Annotated in this window: 19 protein-coding genes; 4 read left to right on the top strand and 15 right to left on the bottom strand. The window is 74.2% G+C overall.

Features of this window, described 5'->3' with window-relative positions; all coding sequences use genetic code 11:
• On the bottom strand, positions 1 to 350 hold a 350-nt coding region (locus ACIGZJ_RS19885), incomplete at its 3' end, for an acyl-CoA dehydrogenase family protein (protein WP_396458416.1).
• Between the two features lie 149 nt (positions 351 to 499).
• Here ACIGZJ_RS19885 and ACIGZJ_RS19880 point away from each other — a divergent pair.
• On the top strand, positions 500 to 934 hold the full coding sequence (locus tag ACIGZJ_RS19880; RefSeq protein ID WP_392942325.1) for a hypothetical protein: 435 nt from the start codon (positions 500 to 502) through the stop codon (positions 932 to 934).
• A 102-nt stretch (positions 935 to 1,036) separates the two neighbouring features.
• On the opposite strand, the gene ACIGZJ_RS19875 is transcribed toward ACIGZJ_RS19880, so the two are convergent.
• The 7 genes from ACIGZJ_RS19875 to ACIGZJ_RS19845 form a co-directional block, all read right to left on the bottom strand.
• Entirely contained in the window at positions 1,037 to 1,999 is a 963-nt protein-coding gene (locus tag ACIGZJ_RS19875; RefSeq protein ID WP_396458415.1) for an electron transfer flavoprotein subunit alpha/FixB family protein, read from the bottom strand.
• Positions 2,000 to 2,048: 49 nt separating this feature from the next.
• Positions 2,049 to 2,834 (bottom strand): electron transfer flavoprotein subunit beta/FixA family protein, encoded by a 786-nt coding sequence (locus ACIGZJ_RS19870; RefSeq protein WP_396458414.1) that lies wholly within the window; start codon positions 2,832 to 2,834, stop codon positions 2,049 to 2,051.
• Positions 2,835 to 3,059: 225 nt separating this feature from the next.
• Positions 3,060 to 3,860, bottom strand: coding sequence for a family 1 encapsulin nanocompartment shell protein (locus ACIGZJ_RS19865; RefSeq protein ID WP_396458413.1), 801 nt, complete (start codon positions 3,858 to 3,860; stop codon positions 3,060 to 3,062).
• A complete protein-coding gene (locus ACIGZJ_RS19860; RefSeq protein ID WP_396458412.1) occupies positions 3,857 to 4,933 on the bottom strand; it encodes a Dyp-type peroxidase in 1,077 nt (358 codons plus the stop codon). Before ACIGZJ_RS19860 ends, ACIGZJ_RS19865 begins: the two co-directional genes overlap by 4 nt.
• A gap of 17 nt (positions 4,934 to 4,950) precedes the next feature.
• The gene (locus ACIGZJ_RS19855; protein ID WP_396458411.1) at positions 4,951 to 5,145 is read right to left on the bottom strand and encodes a hypothetical protein; all 195 of its coding nucleotides are present in this window, start codon (positions 5,143 to 5,145) and stop codon (positions 4,951 to 4,953) included.
• A 261-nt stretch (positions 5,146 to 5,406) separates the two neighbouring features.
• Positions 5,407 to 6,030, bottom strand: a complete 624-nt coding sequence (locus tag ACIGZJ_RS19850) for an FMN reductase (protein WP_396458410.1) — start codon at positions 6,028 to 6,030, stop codon at positions 5,407 to 5,409.
• On the bottom strand, positions 6,027 to 7,127 hold the full coding sequence (locus ACIGZJ_RS19845) for an LLM class flavin-dependent oxidoreductase (protein ID WP_396458409.1): 1,101 nt from the start codon (positions 7,125 to 7,127) through the stop codon (positions 6,027 to 6,029). Before ACIGZJ_RS19845 ends, ACIGZJ_RS19850 begins: the two co-directional genes overlap by 4 nt.
• A 238-nt stretch (positions 7,128 to 7,365) precedes the next feature.
• Between ACIGZJ_RS19845 and ACIGZJ_RS19840 the strand changes: the two genes are divergently transcribed.
• Entirely contained in the window at positions 7,366 to 8,127 is a 762-nt protein-coding gene (locus tag ACIGZJ_RS19840) for a PP2C family protein-serine/threonine phosphatase (protein ID WP_396458408.1), read from the top strand.
• A gap of 118 nt (positions 8,128 to 8,245) precedes the next feature.
• Here the strand turns inward: ACIGZJ_RS19840 and ACIGZJ_RS19835 are convergent, their stop codons facing one another.
• On the bottom strand, positions 8,246 to 10,723 hold the full coding sequence (locus ACIGZJ_RS19835; protein WP_396458431.1) for a collagenase: 2,478 nt from the start codon (positions 10,721 to 10,723) through the stop codon (positions 8,246 to 8,248).
• A 356-nt stretch (positions 10,724 to 11,079) separates the two neighbouring features.
• Entirely contained in the window at positions 11,080 to 11,649 is a 570-nt protein-coding gene (locus ACIGZJ_RS19830; protein ID WP_396458407.1) for a DoxX family protein, read from the bottom strand.
• A gap of 167 nt (positions 11,650 to 11,816) precedes the next feature.
• Between ACIGZJ_RS19830 and ACIGZJ_RS19825 the strand changes: the two genes are divergently transcribed.
• Positions 11,817 to 12,413, top strand: coding sequence for a TIGR03086 family metal-binding protein (locus ACIGZJ_RS19825; protein WP_396458406.1), 597 nt, complete (start codon positions 11,817 to 11,819; stop codon positions 12,411 to 12,413).
• A 92-nt stretch (positions 12,414 to 12,505) separates the two neighbouring features.
• Positions 12,506 to 13,132 carry a hemerythrin domain-containing protein gene (locus ACIGZJ_RS19820; RefSeq protein ID WP_396458405.1) on the top strand — a complete coding sequence of 209 codons (627 nt, stop codon included), beginning with the start codon at positions 12,506 to 12,508 and terminating at the stop codon, positions 13,130 to 13,132.
• Positions 13,133 to 13,192: 60 nt separating this feature from the next.
• Here the strand turns inward: ACIGZJ_RS19820 and ACIGZJ_RS19815 are convergent, their stop codons facing one another.
• The 5 genes from ACIGZJ_RS19815 to ACIGZJ_RS19795 all read right to left on the bottom strand — a co-directional run bounded on the left by ACIGZJ_RS19815 (position 13,193) and on the right by ACIGZJ_RS19795 (position 18,956).
• On the bottom strand, positions 13,193 to 13,981 hold the full coding sequence (locus tag ACIGZJ_RS19815; protein WP_396458404.1) for a VOC family protein: 789 nt from the start codon (positions 13,979 to 13,981) through the stop codon (positions 13,193 to 13,195).
• Positions 13,982 to 14,240: 259 nt separating this feature from the next.
• Positions 14,241 to 15,638, bottom strand: a complete 1,398-nt coding sequence (locus ACIGZJ_RS19810) for an ABC transporter ATP-binding protein (RefSeq protein ID WP_396458403.1) — start codon at positions 15,636 to 15,638, stop codon at positions 14,241 to 14,243.
• Positions 15,635 to 16,447, bottom strand: coding sequence for an ABC transporter permease subunit (locus ACIGZJ_RS19805; protein WP_396458402.1), 813 nt, complete (start codon positions 16,445 to 16,447; stop codon positions 15,635 to 15,637). Before ACIGZJ_RS19805 ends, ACIGZJ_RS19810 begins: the two co-directional genes overlap by 4 nt.
• On the bottom strand, positions 16,444 to 17,388 hold the full coding sequence (locus ACIGZJ_RS19800) for an ABC transporter permease (RefSeq protein ID WP_396458401.1): 945 nt from the start codon (positions 17,386 to 17,388) through the stop codon (positions 16,444 to 16,446). Before ACIGZJ_RS19800 ends, ACIGZJ_RS19805 begins: the two co-directional genes overlap by 4 nt.
• Positions 17,385 to 18,956: an ABC transporter substrate-binding protein gene (locus ACIGZJ_RS19795; protein WP_396458400.1), complete on the bottom strand. Its 1,572-nt coding sequence runs from the start codon at positions 18,954 to 18,956 to the stop codon at positions 17,385 to 17,387. The genes ACIGZJ_RS19800 and ACIGZJ_RS19795 overlap by 4 nt, the downstream gene beginning before the upstream one ends.
• Between the last annotated feature and the right edge of the window lies 1 nt (position 18,957).

Here is an 18,957-nt window from a genome sequence, read left to right as displayed (position 1 = left end):
GCCCCCAGGTACCTCGCCTTCAGCTCCGGCGAACCCGACAGCTGCACCGGCAGCGACCCCAGCTTGTTCACCGCCGGGATCAGCGACGACGAGGCGCACACCCGCGCCACCTCCTCGATCACGATCACCGTCGCCAGCGCGTCCGCCCCCGCACCCCCGAACTCCTCCGGCACGTGCACCGCGTGCAGGTCGTTGCCCTGCAACGCCTCCAACGCCTCCTGCGGGAACCGCCCCTGCTCGTCCACCTCCGCCGCGAACGGAGCGATCTTCGCCTCGGCCAGCGAACGCACCGCCTCACGGAGCATCCCGTGCTCCTCGGAGATCCGGAAGAGATCGAAGTCCTGGCTCATGATCGGTACTCCTGTTTCGCGACGGTACTCAGTACCCTTCATTATGCATGGGCGCAGCAAAAAGGGAACTCAGTGCCTTCACATGGCGGCACTGAGTTCCCTATTCTTCTCGCGTAAGGCCGACAGTCCGAGCGCAGGGAGATGACAGCGTGGTCCACTCAGCAATCGACTCCGACACCGAGAACGTCGCGTTGCACTTCCAGCGCTGCGACTGGTGCCACAACCCCACCTTCCAGCGGCTGCTCTGCCCCACCTGCGGCTCCACCGACCTGCGGTTGGAGCGCAGCGAGGGCACCGGCGTGGTGCGCCGCTGCGCGGTGGAGCAGGCGCGCACGCCGCTGGCCCGGCAGAAGTCCCTGATCCGGATGGCCGAGGGCTTCGACGTGTGGTGCGTCGTCAACGGTCTGCGCAGCATCGTCCCGGTGGGCACCCGGGTCCGGTTGACGCCGTCCGCGGACTCGGAGCAGCCCGAGCTGATCCTGCTCCCGCACGAGGAGCCGGAGCCGGTCGAGCCCGTCGAGCCGCGCCCGCTGCCGCCGAACCAGGGCGGCTTCACCCAGCACCTTGCGGCCTTCGCGGAGTGAGGCCGGGGGCCTGCGGGCCTCGCGAACACGCGAAGGAGGGCGTGGCACCGGGTACCCGGTGCCACGCCCTCCTCGCTGCGCGTCGGCGCTATGCGCTCACACTCAGCCCTTGCGGCTCTTCACCTCGTCGGTGAGCTGCGGCAGGACGGCGAACAGGTCGCCGACCACGCCGTAGTCGGCGAGCTCGAAGATCGGGGCCTCCGGGTCCTTGTTGACGGCCACGATGGTCTTCGAGGTCTGCATGCCGGCCCGGTGCTGGATGGCACCGGAGATGCCGTTCGCCACGTACAGCTGGGGCGAGACCTGCTTGCCGGTCTGGCCGACCTGGTTGGTGTGCGGGTACCAGCCGGCGTCCACGGCGGCGCGCGAGGCGCCGACGGCCGCGCCGAGCACGTCCGCGAGCTCCTCGACCACGCCGAAGCCGGACGCCTCGCCGACGCCGCGGCCGCCGGAGACCACGATGGCGGCCTCGGTCAGCTCGGGGCGGCCGCTGGAGACGCGCGGGGTGCGGGAGGTGACGGTGGCGGCGTTGCCGGTGAAGGCCACGGCGACGTTCTCCACCGCACCGGCGGCCGGAGCGGCCTCGGGGGCGACGGCGTTCGGCTTGACGGTGATGACCGGCACACCGGTGCTGATCCGCGACTCCACGGTGTAGGAGGCCGCGAAGACCGACTGGGTGGCGACCGGGCCGCCGTCACCGGCGCGCACGTCCACCGCGTCGGTGATGATGCCGGAGCCCAGGCGCAGCGCGACGCGGGCCGCGATCTCCTTGCCCTCGCCGGAGGAGGTGACCAGGACGGCGCCGGTGTCGGCGGCCTTGGCGATCTGGGTCAGCGCGTCGACCTTGGGGACGACCAGCTGGTCGGTGAACTCGGCGCCGTCGGCGACGTAGACCTTGGCCGCGCCGAACTCGGCGGCCTTGGCGGCGATGTCGGCGGCGGCCGGACCGGCGCCCAGGACGACGGCCGAGGGCTCGCCGATCCGGCGGGCCAAGGTCAGCAGCTCGAGGGCCGGCTTGCGGACCGCACCGTCGGCGTGGTCGACCAGGACGAGGATCTCACTCATTGCTCAAAGTCTCCTTGGTGTTGCGGGGGGCCGGGGTGGCGAGGGGGCGTCAGATGAACTTCTGCTCGGCGAGGTACGCGGCGAGCTGTCGGCCGCCCTCGCCCTCGTCCTTGACGACCGTGCCCGCGGTACGCGCCGGGCGCGCCGTCGCCGACTCCACCGCCGTCCACGCACCCGCCAGGCCGACCTCGTCCGCCTCGATCCCCAGGTCGTCCAGGTCCAGCGACACGACCGGCTTCTTCTTCGCCGCCATGATCCCCTTGAACGACGGGTACCGGGCCTCACCCGACTGGTCCGTCACCGACACCACCGCCGGCAGCGCGGCCTCCACCAGCTCGGTCGCCGCGTCGCCGTCCCGGCGCCCGCGGACCACACCGCCCTCCACCGACACCTCGGACAGCAGCGTCACCTGCGGCACACCCAGCCGCTCCGCCAGCAGCGCCGGCAGCACACCCATCGTGCCGTCCGTCGACGCCATCCCGCCGATCACCAGGTCGAACCCGGTCTGCTCCAGCGCCTTCGCCAGCACCGCCGACGTCCCGATCACATCACTGCCGTGGATGTCGTCGTCGTTGACGTGCACCGCCTTGTCCGCACCCATCGACAGCGCCTTGCGCAGCGCGTCCTTCGCATCGTCCGGGCCGACCGTCAGCACCGTGACCTCGGCGCCCTCGTTCGCCTCCGCGATCCGCAGCGCCTGCTCCACGCCGTACTCGTCCAGCTCCGACAGAAGGCCGTCCACACCCTCCCGGTCAGTGGTGAGATCGTCCGCGAAACGACGGTCACCCGTCGCGTCCGGCACGTGCTTCACACAGACAACGATCCTCAAGCTCATGAGCGGTTCTCCTGTTACGGGTGCACTGGTCCATGGCCTCAGGTCATGCCGAGGGTACTGAGTGCCAAGTCCGGCCCGGCCACGCCCTGCGATACTGCGGGCGCCACCTGGACCGGCATGCCGTGTCGGCTCTCTTCGACTGGCGTCAGAGGCTCACCGGAGACAATACGGCACTCAGTACCCCGCGTAAAGGAACTCAGTACCCTTCGCCAGGTGGAGCGGCCGTCAGCCCCCGCCGAGGGCCACGGCGGCCTCGCCGGTGTAGAGGCGGAAGGTCATCGACTCCTGGAGGTAGAGCGACACCGACCCGGCGTCGTGGGAGAGGTAGCCGACCGAGACGTCCTGGCCGAGGAAGAGCTCGAAGTCGCCGCCGCGGGTGGACAGCAGGTAGGCGCCCTCGATGGCCGGGGCCCAGATGATCTCGCCGTCCAGGAGGCGGGCGATGTGGGCGGCGACGGGGTAGCCGTGGTCGCTGGTCTCGCTGACGGCGGTGAACGGGTCGGCGCCGAGCAGGAGCGAGTAGGGGCCGCCGACACCGGCCAGGCGCAGCGCGGTGAGGGCCTGGCTCACGGTCGTGGGGTACTCACGGACGTCGGCGGGGAGCGGGATGGGCGGGTTGGTGGCGCGCGCGCGGATCCCCTCGATCGCGGCGGCCTGGTAGCCCTCGAAGATGGCGCGGTCCTCGGCCAGCGCCAGGGTGCGGGCGGCGTCCTTGACCGGCTGCCAGTCGGAGTCGCGGGAGCCGCGTTCGACGTCGTCCACGGCGGCGCGGTCGACGGTGAACGGGACCCGCAGTTCGACGAGCGGCCGGGCCTCGCGGGCGCGGGCGACGACGCCCTCGGCGGGCGGGTCGATGCCGGTCAGATGGCCGGTGCCGACGGCGGCGAGGGTGGTGCCGTCCGGTCCGTGCAGGTCGACGACCCGGCGGCCGGCGATGTGGAGCTTGAAGGTCTGCCGGGCCTCCTCCTCGATCTCCGCCCAGGCGGCGGCCGAGACGGGGGCGAGGTCGCGGTGCAGGTTGGTCATGGTGTGCGGGTCCTTTTCAGGCTGCCGATGGCGAGCGAGCCGTCGGAGACGGGAGCGGCGGCGGGGGCGGGGGCGGAGGCGGGGGCGGGGGCGGGGGCGGAGGCGGGGGCGGGGGCGGAGGCGGAGGCGGAGCGCCCGGCGGGCGGGGGCGGCGGGCTGTCCAGGAAGCCCGCGGCCGGGGTGAAGAAGAGCCCGCCGGTGACGGCGGTGGAGAAGTCGAGGAGGCGGTCGTGGCCGCCGGGCGGCCTGCCCTCGAACATGTTGCGCAGCATCTCCTCGGTCACCTCGGGGGTGCGCGAGTAGCCGATGAAGTAGGTGCCGAACTCGCCTCCCCCGCCGAAGGAGCCGAACGCCATGTTGTAGCGCATGATCTGCCGCTCCTCGCCGTCCGGGCCGGTGACGACGGTCAGGGCGACGTGCGAGTCGGCCGGCTTGTCCGCGTCGTCCAGCTCGATGTCCGTGAGCTTGGTGCGGCCGACCGCCCGCTCCTGCTGCTCCACCGGGAGGGCGTTCCACGCGTCGAGGTCGTGCAGGTACTTCTGGACGATGACGTAGCTGCCGCCGGCGTACCGGGCGTCCTCCTCGCCGATGACCACGGCTGCCTCGGCGGCACGGCCCTCGGGGTTCTCGGTGCCGTCGACGAAGCCGAGCAGGTCGCGGTCGTCGAAGTAGCGGAAGCCGTGGACGGCGTCGACGACGGTGGCGGCCCCGGCGAGGCGCCCGGTGAGCTGCCCCGCCAGCTCGAAGCAGAGGTCCATCCGGGCGGCCCGGATGTGCAGCAGCAGGTCGCCGGGGGTGGCCGGGGCGCGGTGGCGCGGGCCGGCCACCTCCCGGAAGGGGTGCAGCCCGGCCGGGGCGGGGGCGGCGAAGAGCCGGCCCCAGGCCGCGGAGCCGATGCCGGTGACACAGGTCAGCCCGCCCTCCGGGGCGCGGAAGCCGACCGCCCGGCGCAGCCCGGCGAGGTCGGGCAGCAGCTCGCGGACCACGGGCTCGCCGCCGGGGTCGACGGTGAGCACGAGGAAGACGGCGGCGCTGGTGAGCGGCGCGAGGACGGCCTGCGGTTCAGCGGACACGATGACTCCAGGGGTGGTCAGGAGGCCTGTTCGCAGTGGCCGGCGGGGATCCGGCCGCTCCCCGCGGTGGCGTCGCCGCCGACGTGGCGGCCGTCGCTCGCCGTCGGGCCGGGCGGTGTGTCGCGGCCTCCGCCGGGTCGGATCGGCCCGGCCGGCGGCCTGCCGACCGGGTGGCCGCGCGCGGGCCGGGCGAGCGGGACGGGCTCTCGCACGGCAGGTTCACCCGGGGCACCCGGTCCGTCGGGGGCGCGCGATCGGGAGGGACCGGGCGCGACGGACCGACGGCGATCTGATCATGCCGCCGATTACACCGCATACCGGACATTCAGGCGCGACCAACACGCCACCCGTTCGGCCCCGGCGGATGGTCGTCCACCGGGGGCCGAACGGGTGGCGGAGCACCGCGGCCGCGCCCGGACGCGTGGAGGGGGCGGGCCCGCGGGCCCGCCCCCTCCGCATGCCGCCCGTAGCCGTCAGACCCGCAGGGCCGCCAGCTGCCGGGCGAACGGCACCACGGCCTCCGGCTGCGCCGGGGCCTGCGGACCGCGGCCGGCCGACAGCGCGGCCAGCTCACCCGCCGCACGGTCGATCCGGGCCGGCAGGGCGTCGGTGTGCCCGTCCCCCGCCGCGCCCCAGTCGTCGGTGGCCGCGTAGACCGCGGTCGGCACCACGACCGCCCGCAGGTAGGCGAAGAGCGGCCGGACGGCGTGCTCCAGGGCCAACGAGTGGCGGGCGGTGCCGCCGGTCGCGGCGATCAGCACCGGCTTGCCCGCCAGGGCGTCCTGCTCGATCACGTCGAAGAAGGACTTGAACAGGCCGCTGTACGAGGCGGTGAAGATCGGCGTCACCGCGATCAGGGCGTCCGCCTCCGTCACCGCCTCGACCGCCTCGCGCAGCGCGCCGCCGGCGAAACCGGTCACCAGGTTGTTCGCGATGTCGGTCGCGAGGTCCCGGAGTTCGACCACCGTGACCTCCACCTGCCGCCCGTCCTCGCCGAGCCGGCGGACCGTCGCCGCCGCCAGCCGGTCCGCCAGCAGGCGGGTCGAGGACGGCTTGGACAGCCCGGCACTGACGACGACCAGCCTGAGCGCGGTCATTCCGCCACCTCCAGCAGCTCGCGCCCGGCCTGCTGCGCCACCCGGGCGGTGTGCGTCGGCCCGTCCGGGACGCCGGCCGGACGGCCCTTGGCGAACTCCTCGCGCAGCACCGGCACGACCTCCTCGCCGAGCAGGTCCAGCTGTTCCAGCACGGTCTTCAGCGGCAGGCCGGCATGGTCCATCAGGAACAGCTGGCGCTGGTAGTCGCCGAAGGACTCGCGGAAGGTCAGCGTCTTCTCGATGACCTCCTGCGGACTGCCCACCGTCAGCGGGGTCTGCTCGGTGAACTCCTCCAGCGAGGGCCCGTGCCCGTAGACCGGCGCGTTGTCGAAGTACGGGCGGAACTCCCGTACGGCGTCCTGCGAGTTCCGCCGCATGAACACCTGCCCGCCGAGGCCCACGTACGCCTGCTCGGGCGTGCCGTGGCCGTAGTGGGCGTAGCGCTCGCGGTAGAGGCCGACCAGCTTCTGGAAGTGCTCCTTGGGCCAGAAGATGTTGTTCGCGAAGAAGCCGTCCCCGTAGTAGGCGGCCTGCTCGGCGATCTCCGGGCTGCGGATCGAGCCGTGCCAGACGAACGGCGCGACGCCGTCCAGCGGGCGCGGGGTCGAGGTGAAGGACTGCAGCGGGGTGCGGAAGCGGCCCTCCCAGTCCACCGACTCCTCGCGCCACAGCTGGTGCAGCAGCGCGTAGTTCTCGATCGCGAGCGGGATGCCCTGGCGGATGTCCTTGCCGAACCACGGATAGACCGGCCCGGTGTTGCCGCGGCCCGTCATCAGGTCCACCCGGCCCTGCGCGAGGTGCTGGAGCATCGCGAAGTCCTCGGCGATCTTCACCGGGTCGTTGGTGGTGATCAGGGTGGTGGAGGTGGAGAGGATGATGCGCTCGGTCTGCGCGGCTATGTAGCCGAGCATGGTCGTCGGCGAGGACGGCACGAACGGCGGGTTGTGGTGCTCGCCGGTCGCGAAGACGTCCAGGCCGACCTCCTCGGCCTTGCGGGCGATGGCCACCATGGCCTTGATCCGCTCGTGCTCGGTCGGGGTGCGGCCGGTGGTGGGATCGGGGGTGACGTCGCCGACGGTGAAGATTCCGAACTGCATGCTGCTCACCACGCTCCAGTTGCTTCCGGGCGATCCGGGCTGCCGGGCTGCCGGGCTGCCGGGCTGCCGGGCTGCCGGGCCAGATCGTCAAAGTTTCAACCACCTTAGCATTGCAATGCCCGCCGGTATTCCCCGCCGGCCGGATCGGCCGCCGCCCGCCCAGGACGGACCGGGGGGTGGACGCGACAATGGGAGGGCAGGGACGGCCGGCCCGGAGCTCCGGAAGGGCGGCGAACCGATGGCGGCCTACATCGCGGTGAGCGCGCTGAGCCATGAGGGCCTGGTGCGGGAGCACAACGAGGACAGCCTGACGGTCGGGCCGTGGACGCTCTGCGCCACGGTCACCACCAACCCGCAGAGCCTGCTGTTCCCGCTCGGACCGCCCTGCGTGGTCGCGGTGGCGGACGGCCTCGGCGGCCACCCCGGCGGCGAGGTGGCGAGCGCGCTGGTGGCCCGGCGGCTGGCCGCGGCCGGGCCCGGACTCGACGGCGAGGAGTCCGTCCGGGACGCGCTGCAGACCTGCAACCGGGCGGTGTTCGCGGCGGCCGCCGACGACCCGGAGCTGGCCGCGATGGGCACGACGGTGGCGGGCCTGGTGCTGCTGCCCGAGCAGGCGATCAGCTTCAACGTCGGCGACAGCCGGGTCTACCGGGTCGCCGGGGACGGCCTGCACCGGGTGAGCATCGACGACAGCCCGCCGCTCGCGCCCGGGCGGCGCACCACCTCGCTGGTCACCCAGACGCTCGGCGGCTCACTGGGCCTGACCTTCGTCGAACCGCATGTCCGCAGCGCCCCGCTGGCGGTGGGCGACCGCTACCTGGTGTGCAGCGACGGGCTCACCGACCCGGTGCCGGACGAGGAGCTGTCCGCGCTGCTGGGCCGGCCGGACGAGGAGTCCGAACGGGCCGACGGGCGGGCGGTCTTCGACCTCTGGAAGGCGGCGATCGAGGCGGGCGGGCCGGACAACATCACCCTGGCGCTGGTGCGGATCGGGGCCTGACGGGTCGGGGTCGGCCGCTCGCGGGGTGGCCGCTCGCGGGGTGGCGCGCCGGGAGCATCCGAAGGCCCCGGCGGGGCGCTGGACGCGCTCCGCCGGGGCCGCTCGGTCAGGGGCCGGATCAGTACTCGGCCTTGATGTCCACCCCGCTGAAGCCCTGTTGGGCGTAGAGGCTCAGGAAGACGTAGCCGGCGGGCGGGTTGGTGATGGTGAGGGTCTCGGTGTTGTTGCCGACGTTGGTGGAGCGGGACGTGTACGCGTTGGTGTACGCCCAGCTGCTCGCGTTGTAGTAGAGGTCGGCGTTGCCGGTACCGCCACCGCTGGTGATCTTCAGCTGCTTCGTCCCGGCCGGGAGGTACAGGTAGAAGTGGGCGTAGTTCCCGGTGGTCGCCGCCATGTTGCTGCGGCGGCAGTTCTTGTCGAGCTGGCGGACGTCGGCGCCGGCGCACTCCGGCAGGCGCGAGACGGTGACCGTCTGGCTGGTACTCGCGGTGGCGCCCTTGTCGTCCGTCACGGTCAGCGTGACGGTGTAGGTGCCGGCCGCGCCGTAGACCTTGGTCGGGTTGGCGGCGGTGGAGCCGGAGCCGTCACCGAAGTTCCAGGAGCGCGCGGCGATCGTGCCGTCCGCGTCGGTCGAGCGGTCGACGAAGGTGACCGCCAGCTCGCCGACGGCGGTGGTGAAGGCGGCCTTGGGGGCCTGGTTGCCGGGCGTGGTGGTGGTGTCGGCGCAGGCGCCGTTGGCGCAGGCCGTCAGCCAGGTGTCGAAGTCGGCGTTGTAGCGGGTGCCGATGGTGGTGGTCAGGTAGGTCCGGGCGCCGTTCCAGTCGCCCGCACGGTACTTGGCGAGCACCGCGTCCATGTCGCCGCGGTGCTTCTCCAGCATGTAGCGGACGGCCAGGTAGCCCCAGCGGTAGACCCGGTCCTGGTCGCCGTAGGCGGTGTCGAAGAGGGTGCTCAGGCTGTAGGTGTGGTTGGCCGCCTGGGCGATCGCGCCGTCGTTCGTCACCTTCCGGTAGGAGTAGGAGACGTACTCGGCGAAGCCCTCGACCCACCAGACGGTCGGCGTGGTCATGCCGGCGTTGAAGTCGCCGTACATGTCGAACCGGCCGTCGAGGTAGTGGGTGTACTCGTGGTTGAGGTTCCAGATCTCGAAGTCCGGGCGCACCCAGTCGGCCTCGTAGGCGAGGAAGCGCGGCTGGTTGCCGGCCGCCGTCGGGTCGCCCTCCAGGTACATCCCGCCGTTGTTGGTGTCGATGCCGTAGATGCTGGCGGCGAGCACCCCGTAGTCGAACCGGGAGTGGAAGACCACGACCTCGATCGTGGTGTTCCGGTCGTTGGCGACCGCGCCGGTGTCCCGGGCCACCGAGTGGAAGAACGCGTCCTGGCCGGTCAGGCTGGTGCAGGCGGTGTTCAGCTTGGCGCTGTCGAGGGCCTGGGCGATGATCCGGATGCTCGGGCTGCAGGTGTAGTTCACCGTCAGGAGCGCCGCCTTGAGGCGGGCGGGCGCGTCACAGGTGCCGTAGTACGAGCAGTTGCCGGCGTCGTACGCCTCGGCCATCTCGGCGACGGCGGCCCACTGGTAGGCGGTGGGACCGGAGACGGAGGACTGGTCGGCCAGCGCCTTGAGGAACGGGCGGACCTTGGCCTGGAGCGGGGCGTACTGGACGAAGCGGCCCAGCTCGCGGGTCGCGTTGTAGACCAGGAAGCCGTAGTCGCCGCCGAGTTGGGACTTGTTGGCGGAGGCGAAGTTGTACAGCGCGTCGAGCACGCTCGGGTCGGCCTGGACGGCCGTGACGAAGGCGGGGTTCTGGTGCCCGCGCCACAGGATGGTGAACACGCCGTTGAGCGCGTTGCCCATGCCGACCGGGTTGTAGGTGGCGCTGTTGTAGTTCGTCAGGAACCGCTTGACCACCGGGAGGTAGCGGGTGTTCTCCTGCGCACTGTCGATCAGGATGACGGACTCGCCCAGGGTGGGCGCGTTGTCCGAGGTGACGTCCCACGCGTGGGCACCGGCGAAGAAGGTGTCCAGGGCGCCGCGGATGGCGGTCTGCAGGGTGGTGCCGTAGGTGCCGACATCACCGGGGTGGTACCACTGCACGAAGTAGCCGGCGCGCAGGAAGAGCACCAACTGGCCGGTGGCGGTGGTGTTGTTCCCGGGGTAGGCCGCGGCCGCGTCGCGCAGCGCGTTCGCGACCGTCACCATCTGGTCCTCGCGGAACGCGTTGCGCGCGTCGGTGCCGGTGATGTTGAACAGCTGGTTGACGCAGTTCAGGTCGACGGACTTGATCTGCTGGACGAGGGCGCTGCCGGTCCGGCTGGTGAAGTCGCCGACGTTGCAGGCCGCGGCCTGCGCCGCGGCGGCGCCCTGACCGAGCGACTTGACGGACTTCTGCTGCGCCTCGGCGGTCAGCATCAGCGGGGCGCGGTCGCGGGCGGGAACGGCCTTGTTGGCGCCGTGCTCGTCGAGGTCCGCGCCGATGGCCGGCTGGGGGGCCGGAGCGGTCGATGCGGCGGGGGCGGCGTCGGGCTTCGGCGCGGTCGGGACGGGAGCGGCGGAACTGCGCGGGGTGAACAGGCCGAGCGCCAGCAGCATCGCCATGGCGAACGTCAACAGCCGCGCTATCTGCGCACGTTGGATCGGTGGAGCGGTTCTCACGTGGGGGCCTCCGGGCCATCTTCGGCCGCGCTGGGGGGTGCGGCCGTACGGGAGTGAGGACCGTAGCGACGGCGCCGTTGGGGAGGCTCCGTCGTGCACACGGTGGGGAGTGTGACATGTACAATGGCATACATCACATGACGGTGGGAACCCTCGGGTGCCGACGAGTTTTCGACGGCCGCACGCGGACAGCGCGAAGGCCGCCGCAACGGGATTGACTCCTCGTCACGACGGCCGCTCGGGGGGGGCGTCCTAGCTACCGGCCACCGGGGGCTGCGGCCGGATCATCCGGCCTCGGGTCACTTGCGCAGCAGCAGGATGACCCCGGCGGTCAGCAGGCCCACCACCACGGCGGACGCGCCGTACGCGAGCCGGTGCGAGCGCAGCACGGGCAGGAAGCGGTCCACGGCGTAGCGGCCCGGCCCGGTGAGGGCGAGCGCGGCGGCGCCGGCGGTGAGCAGCAGCTCGTACTCGCTGCCCTTGGGGGCGAAGAACCCGCCGCCCCAGGTGACGGCGATCGCGTTGACCATGGTGCCGACGATCGCGGCGGCGGCCAGCGGGGTGAGCAGGCCGACGGCCAGGGCGAGTCCGCCCAGGGTCTCGGTGAGGCCGGCCACGACGGCCATGGCGTCGCCGGCCGGGTAGCCGCTCATGGTGAAGAACTGACCGGTCCCGTCGATACCGCCGCCGCCGAACCAGCCGAAGAGCTTCTGGCTGCCGTGCGCGGCCATGGTCAGGCCGAGGACGAGGCGCAGCAGCAGGAGGCCTGCGTCGTAGGCGTGCGGGGAGGTCGTGGCGGGTCCGGGTGCGAACCGGTCCGGACGGGCGGGGGCGGTGGCGGCGGTCGTGCTCGGGCTGGTGCTCGGCATGCGCGTCTCCATCATTCATGGTCAGGCTTTGTTCAAATTCGAACCGATCGCCATCGACGGTACCTGCTGGTTCGAATTTGAACAACCTGCCGCGCGGCGGGTGACGGTCCGGACCGCCGGGGCGCCGCGAGTCGCGGGCGGGCCGCTCCCGGGGGCAGGCTGGAGCCATGGCTCATCGCAGGGAACACCGGCGGACCGCCCAGTCCGGTACGCCGTACGCGCAGGCGCTGGCCGAGTTCGGGGACCGGGTCCGGCTCGTCGCCCCCGGCCAGTGGGAGGCTCCGACGCCGTGCACCGACTGGTCGGTCCGCGACCTGGTCAACCACCTCACCGCCGAGCAGCTCTGGGTGCCCGAGCTGCTGATGGGTTCGACGGTCTCCGAGGTCGGCGGCCGGTTCGACGGCGACGTGCTCGGCGCGGACCCGGCCGCCGCCTGGACGGCCGCCGCCGACGCCGCCCGCGAGGCCTTCGAGGTGCCGGGCGCCACCGAGCTGACCGTCCACCTGTCCTACGGCGACGTGTCCGCCCAGTACTACCTGGACCAGCTCACCACCGACGCCGTCGTGCACGCCTGGGACCTCGCCGAGGGCATCGGCCACCGCACCCGGCTGCCGGAGCCCCTGGTGGACTTCGCGCTCGGCGAGCTCGCCGGCGCCGGGGACCTGTCCGGCAGCGGGCTGTTCGACGCGCCGCTGCCCGTCCCCGACGGCGCGGGCCCGCAGACCCGGCTGCTGGCCCTCACCGGGCGTCGAGACCGGCTCTGACCTGCGGGATCGTGGTGGTCACCCGCCGTACCGCCCGGTGACGCCGGATACTGGAGGTGTCGGGGGGCAACCGGACGAGAGGCGGGCGGACCATGAGCCGCAGGCCGGACATCCTCGGCGAGTTCACCGCCGACCACCGGGCGGTGACGGAACTGCTCGCCCGGATCGAGGGCGGGACGGAAGCGGGCCCGGGCGCGGCGGCGCTTCCAGAGGGCCCGGCGGCTGCGGCCGCGGGCCCGGGCGGGACCGCGGCCGCAGCGGGGGAGGCAACCGGTCCGGAGGCGGCGGCGCCCGTGGCCGGGGCGCCGGCGGCGGATGACGCCCCCGCGGACGCCGGAGCCGGTGCCGACGGGCGGGGCGAGCTGCTCGCACAGCTCACCGATCTGCTGTTCAGCCACTGCGCCGCCGAGGAGGAGCACCTGTTCCCGGTCGTCCAGCACGACGTACCGGAGGGCGGCGCGCTGGTGTTCGCGAGCATCCACGAGCACCTCGCGATCGGCCAGTACCTCTCCGACCTGCAGGGCCTGGCAGCGAACGACCCGGCCTTCGACACGCTGGTCCAGGGGCTGGCCGAGACCGTCCGGCGGCACCTCACGGCGGAGGAGAAGGCGCTGTTCCCGGCCGCCCGCAAGGCGCTGCCCGCCGCCGCCCGGGCCGCGCTCGGCGAACGGCTGCGGGCGGAGCGGGCGGCGGCGGAACCGGCGGGGCCCGGGAGCTGAGGCCGGCCGGGCCGATCGGGCCGAGCCCTGGGCTTCGGACCTTGGCGTCAGGCCGGGGTATCAGGCCTTGGGGCCGAGCACCGCGAAGCGCCCGCCCTCCGGGTCCTGGAGGCGGGCCACCCGCCCGTACGGGGAGTCGAAGGCCGCACCGACCGCCGAGCCGCCGAGCTCCTCGGCCCGGGCCAGCGCCGCGTCGGTGTCCGGGACGGCGAAGGACACCTCCCAGTGCGGCGGCAGCCCCTGCGGGCCGCCAGCCTGCTCCCGGGCGAGGGCGGCAACGCTGTGCCCCTCGGCCCGCAGCACCACCCGGTCGTGCTCCCAGCGCACCTCGAAGCGCTCCGGGTCCCGGCCGTCCCAGCGGAACACCTCGCCGTAGAAGAGCGCCGCCGCGAACGGGTCGGGCGTGCGCAGCTCGATCCAGACCGGCGCTCCGGGCAGGTCCAGGCGCCGGGCCCGGCCCAGCGGCCCCTCCCAGATCCCGAACACCGCCCCCGCCGGGTCGGCGGCGAACGCCATCCGCCCCGCGTCGAAGGCCAGCGGGCCCACGGCCAGCGTGGCACCGCGCTCGCGCACGGCGTCGGCGGCCGCGTCCGCGCTCTCGGTGCCGAAGTAGCTGGTCCACGCCACGGGCAGGGTGAGACCGGCGCCGGCCACCCCGAGCCCGGCCACCGCCTCGCCACCGGTCACCGCGTGCACGTACGGGCCGAAGCGGTCCGGCCCGGGCTCGAACTCCCAGCCGAGCAGCGGGCCGTAGAACGCCTTGGCCGCGTCCAGATCCCGGGCCATCAGGCTCACCCAGCACGGAACGGCCGCCACGCAGCGCACCCTGGCGGTCTCGCCGCTGCTCATCGCGAACCTCCTTGACCGCCCGGCCGCCGGGCCCGTCCCGACTCCCACGGCCTGCCGGCCGCCCGGGCGCCCTCAGCCTAGGCCGTGTCCGACGGTTCCCGTCGGATCAGCGCGCGCCCGGCGGGTACTGCTCGGGCCCGGGTGCGGCACGGCGCCCGACCCGCGGGCGCGGGCGCCCGGGGCCGTCGGGTCGCCGCGCGGGGGCTCTGCGCAGGCTCTCGGAACCGGTACCGGGGGCCGCGAAAGAGTCGCGGGCCGGTCAGCCCCCGGTCAGTCGGCCGTCGGCCAGGACGGCGACGGCGTCCGCGAGGGCGTTCGCGGCGGTGAGGTCGTGGGTGATCAGCAGCAGCGCCGGGCCGGTTCGCCCGCGCAGGGCGGCGAGCCGGTCGAGGACCGCCGTACGGGTGGCGGCGTCCAGCCCGGAGGTGATCTCGTCGCAGACCAGGACGGCCGGGCGGACGATCAACGCCCGGGCGAGGGCGGCCCGTTGCAGCTCGCCGCCGGAGAGGGCGCCGGGGCGCCGGGCCGCCTTGGCGGTGTCGAGTCCGAGCGCGGCGAGCAGCTCCGCGGCCTCGTCGGCGGCCGCCCGCCGGGGCAGACCGCGCAGCCGGACGGCGGCCCGGGCGACCTGTTCGACGATCGGCCGGTGGTCCGCGAAGGCGGCCCGGGCGTCCTGGAACACGTACTGCACGGCCGCGAGTTGGCGGCGGTCGCGTCGGCGGACGCTGCGCGGCAGCGGTTCGCCGTCGAGGCGGACGGCGCCCTCGTGGCGCGGGTGCAGTCCGGCGAGGCACCGGCCCAGCGTGGTCTTGCCGCTGCCGGACGGCCCGACCAGCGCCAGGCACTCCCCCGCCCGCAGCTCCAGCCGGACGTCGTGCAGCACGGCCGCGCCCCCGGCGTGGCGCGCGGTGAGGCCGTCGACGGCGAGGCGGACGGCGCCGCGCGGTGGGCGGCGTCCATCGGGGGCCGGCCAGGCCGACCGCTCCGGGGGTGGTCCGGGCGCGGCCAGTACCGAGGCCGGCGGGCCGGTGCGCACCGTGCGGCCGGCCGCGAGGACGACCACCTCGTCGGCCAACTCCCGGACCACGTCCAGGTCGTGGCTGAGCAGCACGATGCCGATGCCGTCGGCGGCGAGCTCACCGAGGAGGGCGGTGAGGCGCTGTCGGGTGAGCGGGTCCTGACCGGTGGTGGGCTCGTCGGCGATGACGATACGGGCGCCGAGCAGCAGCGCCTGGGCGAGCACCACCCGCTGCTGCTGGCCGCCGGAGAGCTGGTGCGGGAAGCGCCTCAGCACCCCTTCGACATCGGCCAGCCGGGCCTGCCGCAGGGCCTCGCGGACGGCGGGCGCCCCGCCGCCCGTGCGGCGGGCGATGTCGCGCAGCAGGACGCCGACCCGGCGGGCCGGGTTGAGGACGGTGGCGGGGTGCTGCGGGAGGTAGCCGATCGGACCGGCGGGGGCCGCCACCGTGCCGCCCACCGACGCGCCGGGCGGGTACTCGCCGAGCAGCGCCAGGGCGGTGGTGGTCTTGCCGCTGCCGGACGGCCCGACCAGGGCCGTGACCCGGCCGGGGCGGACCCGCAGGCCGACGTCGTGCACCAGCACGCGTCCGTCGACCTCGACCCGCAGGCCGTCCACGGTGGCGAGGGCGGCGGTCATCGCCTGGGCTCCTTCCGGCCGGGGCGGACCCGGTGGCGCCGGCGCTGGAGCGCCGTGTCGAACAGCAGGTTGGTACCGGTGGCGAGGCCGGCGATCAGCAGGGCGGGGACGAGGACGGCCCACGGCTGGAGCAGGAGGCCGGGCCGGTTGCGGTCGACCATCACGGCCCAGTCGGCGGCGTCGGGTCGGACGCCGACGCCGAGGAAGGCGGCCGTGCCGACCAGGTGGAGCGCGCCGACCAGGCGGGTGCCCGCGTCGGCGGCCAGGGTGCGGCGGATCGAGCGGGCGACCTGGCCGAAGGCGATCCGGTGCCAGGACTCGCCGTGCAGCCGCAGCGCCTCCACCACCGGGCGGGCGGCTGCCTCGACGCCCGCCGCGTGGGCCACCCGGGCGGCGTCCGGGGCGGCGGCGAGCGCGACCAGGGCGGCCAGCCCGGCCGGGCCCGGGCTCACGGCGGTGGCGACCAGCAGGACGAGCAGCAGCGAGGGCACCGCGATCAGCACGTCCAGTGGCCGCAGCAGCAGCTCCTCCAGCCAGGCGCGGCCGGTGAGCGCGGCCGCCAGCGCGAGCGGCACCGCCAGCGCGTAGCCGAGGGCCGTCGCGGCGACGGCCACCAGGACCACCGACCGCCCGCCGAGCAGGACTTGGCGCCACACCTCGCGGCCGGTGAAGTCGGTGCCCAGGCCGAGGCCGCCGCCGGACGCGAAGGAGACGCCGTGCTGGCCGGGCGGCCCGGCGAGCAGCGGCCCGAGCAGGGCCAGCAGCAGCGGGACGGCGACCAGCGCCGCCCCGAGCCCGTACCGCCTCACACCGGCACCTCCGTCCGGGGTGCGAGTCGGCGGGCCAGCAGGTCGGCGGCCAGGTTCACCACGACCGTCACCGCGCCGAACAGCACCGCCAGCCCCTGCACCACCGGCAGGTCGCGGGCCGCGACGGCGTCGAGCAGCAGCGTCCCGAGGCCGGGCAGGACGAACAGGGCCTCGGCCACCACGACCCCGCAGAGCAGCCAGTCGGCGGTGCGGGCGAGCTGCTGGGCGGCCGGGGCCAGGGCGTTGGGCAGGGCGTGGGTCCAGCGGACCCGGGCGGGCGGGACGCCGCAGCGCCGGGCGTGCACGGCGTAGGGCGCGGCCAGCGCCTCGACCAGACCGGCCCGGACCAGCCGGGCGACGCTGCAGACCGGGCGGGCCAGCAGCACCAGCACCGGCAGGACCAGGACGGCCGGCTGCCGCCACACCCCGCCGACGGCGGTCGGCGGCAGCCAGCCCAGCCGCAGGGCGAACACCGCGGTCAGCAGCACCCCGAGGGCGAACTCCGGTACGGCGTAGACCGCCAGGGTGAGCGCGCTGATCGCGCGGTCCAGCGGACCGCCCTCGCGGCGGGCGGCGAGCATCCCGAGGCCTACCGCCGACGGCACCAGCAGGGCCAGTACCAGGGCGGCCAGCAGGGCGGTCGGCCCGAAGCCCTCCGCCAGGAGGTCCGCCACCGGCCGTCCGCTGACCAGCGAGCGGCCGAGCCCGCCGTGCGCCAACTCCCCCGCCCAGTCGGCGAACCGTTCGACGGCCGACCGGTCCAGCCGCAGCTCGGCGCGGAGCGCGGCGATCCGCACCGGGTCGGGGTCGTCCCCGGCGAGGGCCACGGCGGCGTCGCCGGGCAGCGCCTCGGTGAGGACGAAGACCAGCACCGGTACCGCCGCCACCTGTGCGGCGCCGAGCAGCAGCCGGCGCCCGGCCCAGCCGCGCAACGGGCTCATGCCAGCCAGACCTTGTCGAAGCGCGCCCAGTCCAGGGTGTTGGCGGGTGCGTCGGCGGCCACGCCGTGCAGCCGCCGGGAGGTGCCGAGGATCCAGTCCGCGAAGCCCCAGATCAGGAAGCCGCCCTCGTCGTGGAGCCGGCGCTGCATCTGCTCGTAGAGCGCGGCGCGGGCGGCCTGGTCGGCGGTGGACTGCGCCCTGGTGTACAGCTCGTCGAACTCGGGGTGGCGCCAATGGGTGGCGTTGGTGGTGGAGTTGGAGAGCAGCCGCTGGGAGAGGTGCGACTCGACGGGCAGCGCCCCGGAGCGGTAGGAGGCGAGCACCCCGCCGTCCAGGATGTCCTTCCAGTAGGTGTCCTTGCTGCCGACCCTCACCTCGACCGTGACGCCCGCCCGGGCCGCCTGCTCCCTGAGGATGCCTGCCGCCTCGACGAACCCGGCGGCGACGGGCGAGGTGTCCAGGGTGACCTTGAGGCCCTCCGCGCCGGCCTCGCGCAGCAGGGCGCGGGCCCGGTCGAGGTCCTGGGTGCGCTGCGGCAGGTCGGCCGGGTAGTACTGGGCGCCCTTGCCGAAGACGTCGTTGCCGATCTCGCCCGCCCCGGAGAGGGCGCCGTCGACCAGCTCCCTGCGGTCGGCGATCAGGAAGAACGCCCGGCGGACCCGAGGGTCGTCGAACGGCGGCCGGTCGGTCTTCATCACGAAGCCCTGCATGGCGCTGTTGCGCAGCCGGACGATGCCGATCCGGCCGCCGCGTTCGTGGGTGCGGGCGGTGGCGGGGGCCAACTCGTGGGCGTACTCGGCCTGTCCGCCGATGAGGGCGTTGATGCGGGCCGACTCCTCGTTGGCGACCAGGATCTCCAGCTCGTCCAGGTGCGGGGCGCCGTCCCAGTAGCCGGGGTTGCGCCGCACGAGCAGGGCGGATCCGGGGGTGAAGGAGACGAAGGCGAACGGTCCGGAGCCGACCGGCCGGGTGAAGTCCTCGGCGCCCTCGGGGACGATGTAGGCGCCGAACGCGGCCAGCACGTTGGGGAATTCGGCGTAGGGCCGCTTCAGTCGGAACTCCACGGTGGCCGTGTCCACGGCGCGGCTGGCGGCGAGGTCGATCGGTTCGAGCGAGGCGCGGGCGCGAAACGCCCGCCCGGGGTCGGCTATCCGCCGGTAGCTGTAGAGCACGTCGGCGGCGGTGACGGGCCGGCCGTCGTGGAAGGCGGCCTTGCGCAGCCGGACCGTCCAGGTGTCGAGGGTGGCGTTGGGCTCCCAGCCGCTCGCCAGCCGGGGGCGGGCGGCGAGGTCGGCGCCGGCGTCGGCGAGCTTGTCGTAGAGGGCCTTGGCGCGGGCCGCGTCGGCGAAGAGGTTGGTGAGGTGCGGGTCGAGGGTCTCGCCCGCGCCGCCGCCGGCGAAGACGGCGCGCAGCCGGCCGCCGCCGCGCGGGGTGGCGGCAGTGGTGGCGGCGGCCTCGGCGCCGGTGGCGGCATCGGTGCCGGTGGCGGCGGTGCGGGAGGTGCAGGCCGCGAGGCCCAGGGCGGCGCCGGCGGTGAGCAGGGTGCGGCGCGCAAGTGCGTTGGTCATT

Origin of the sequence: Kitasatospora sp. NPDC052868, from assembly GCF_044547105.1 — a bacterium.
Taxonomy (GTDB): Bacteria; Actinomycetota; Actinomycetes; order Streptomycetales; family Streptomycetaceae; genus Kitasatospora.
Note: the sequence above shows the minus strand (reverse complement) of the source record. Positions and strands in the feature narration are given on the sequence as shown.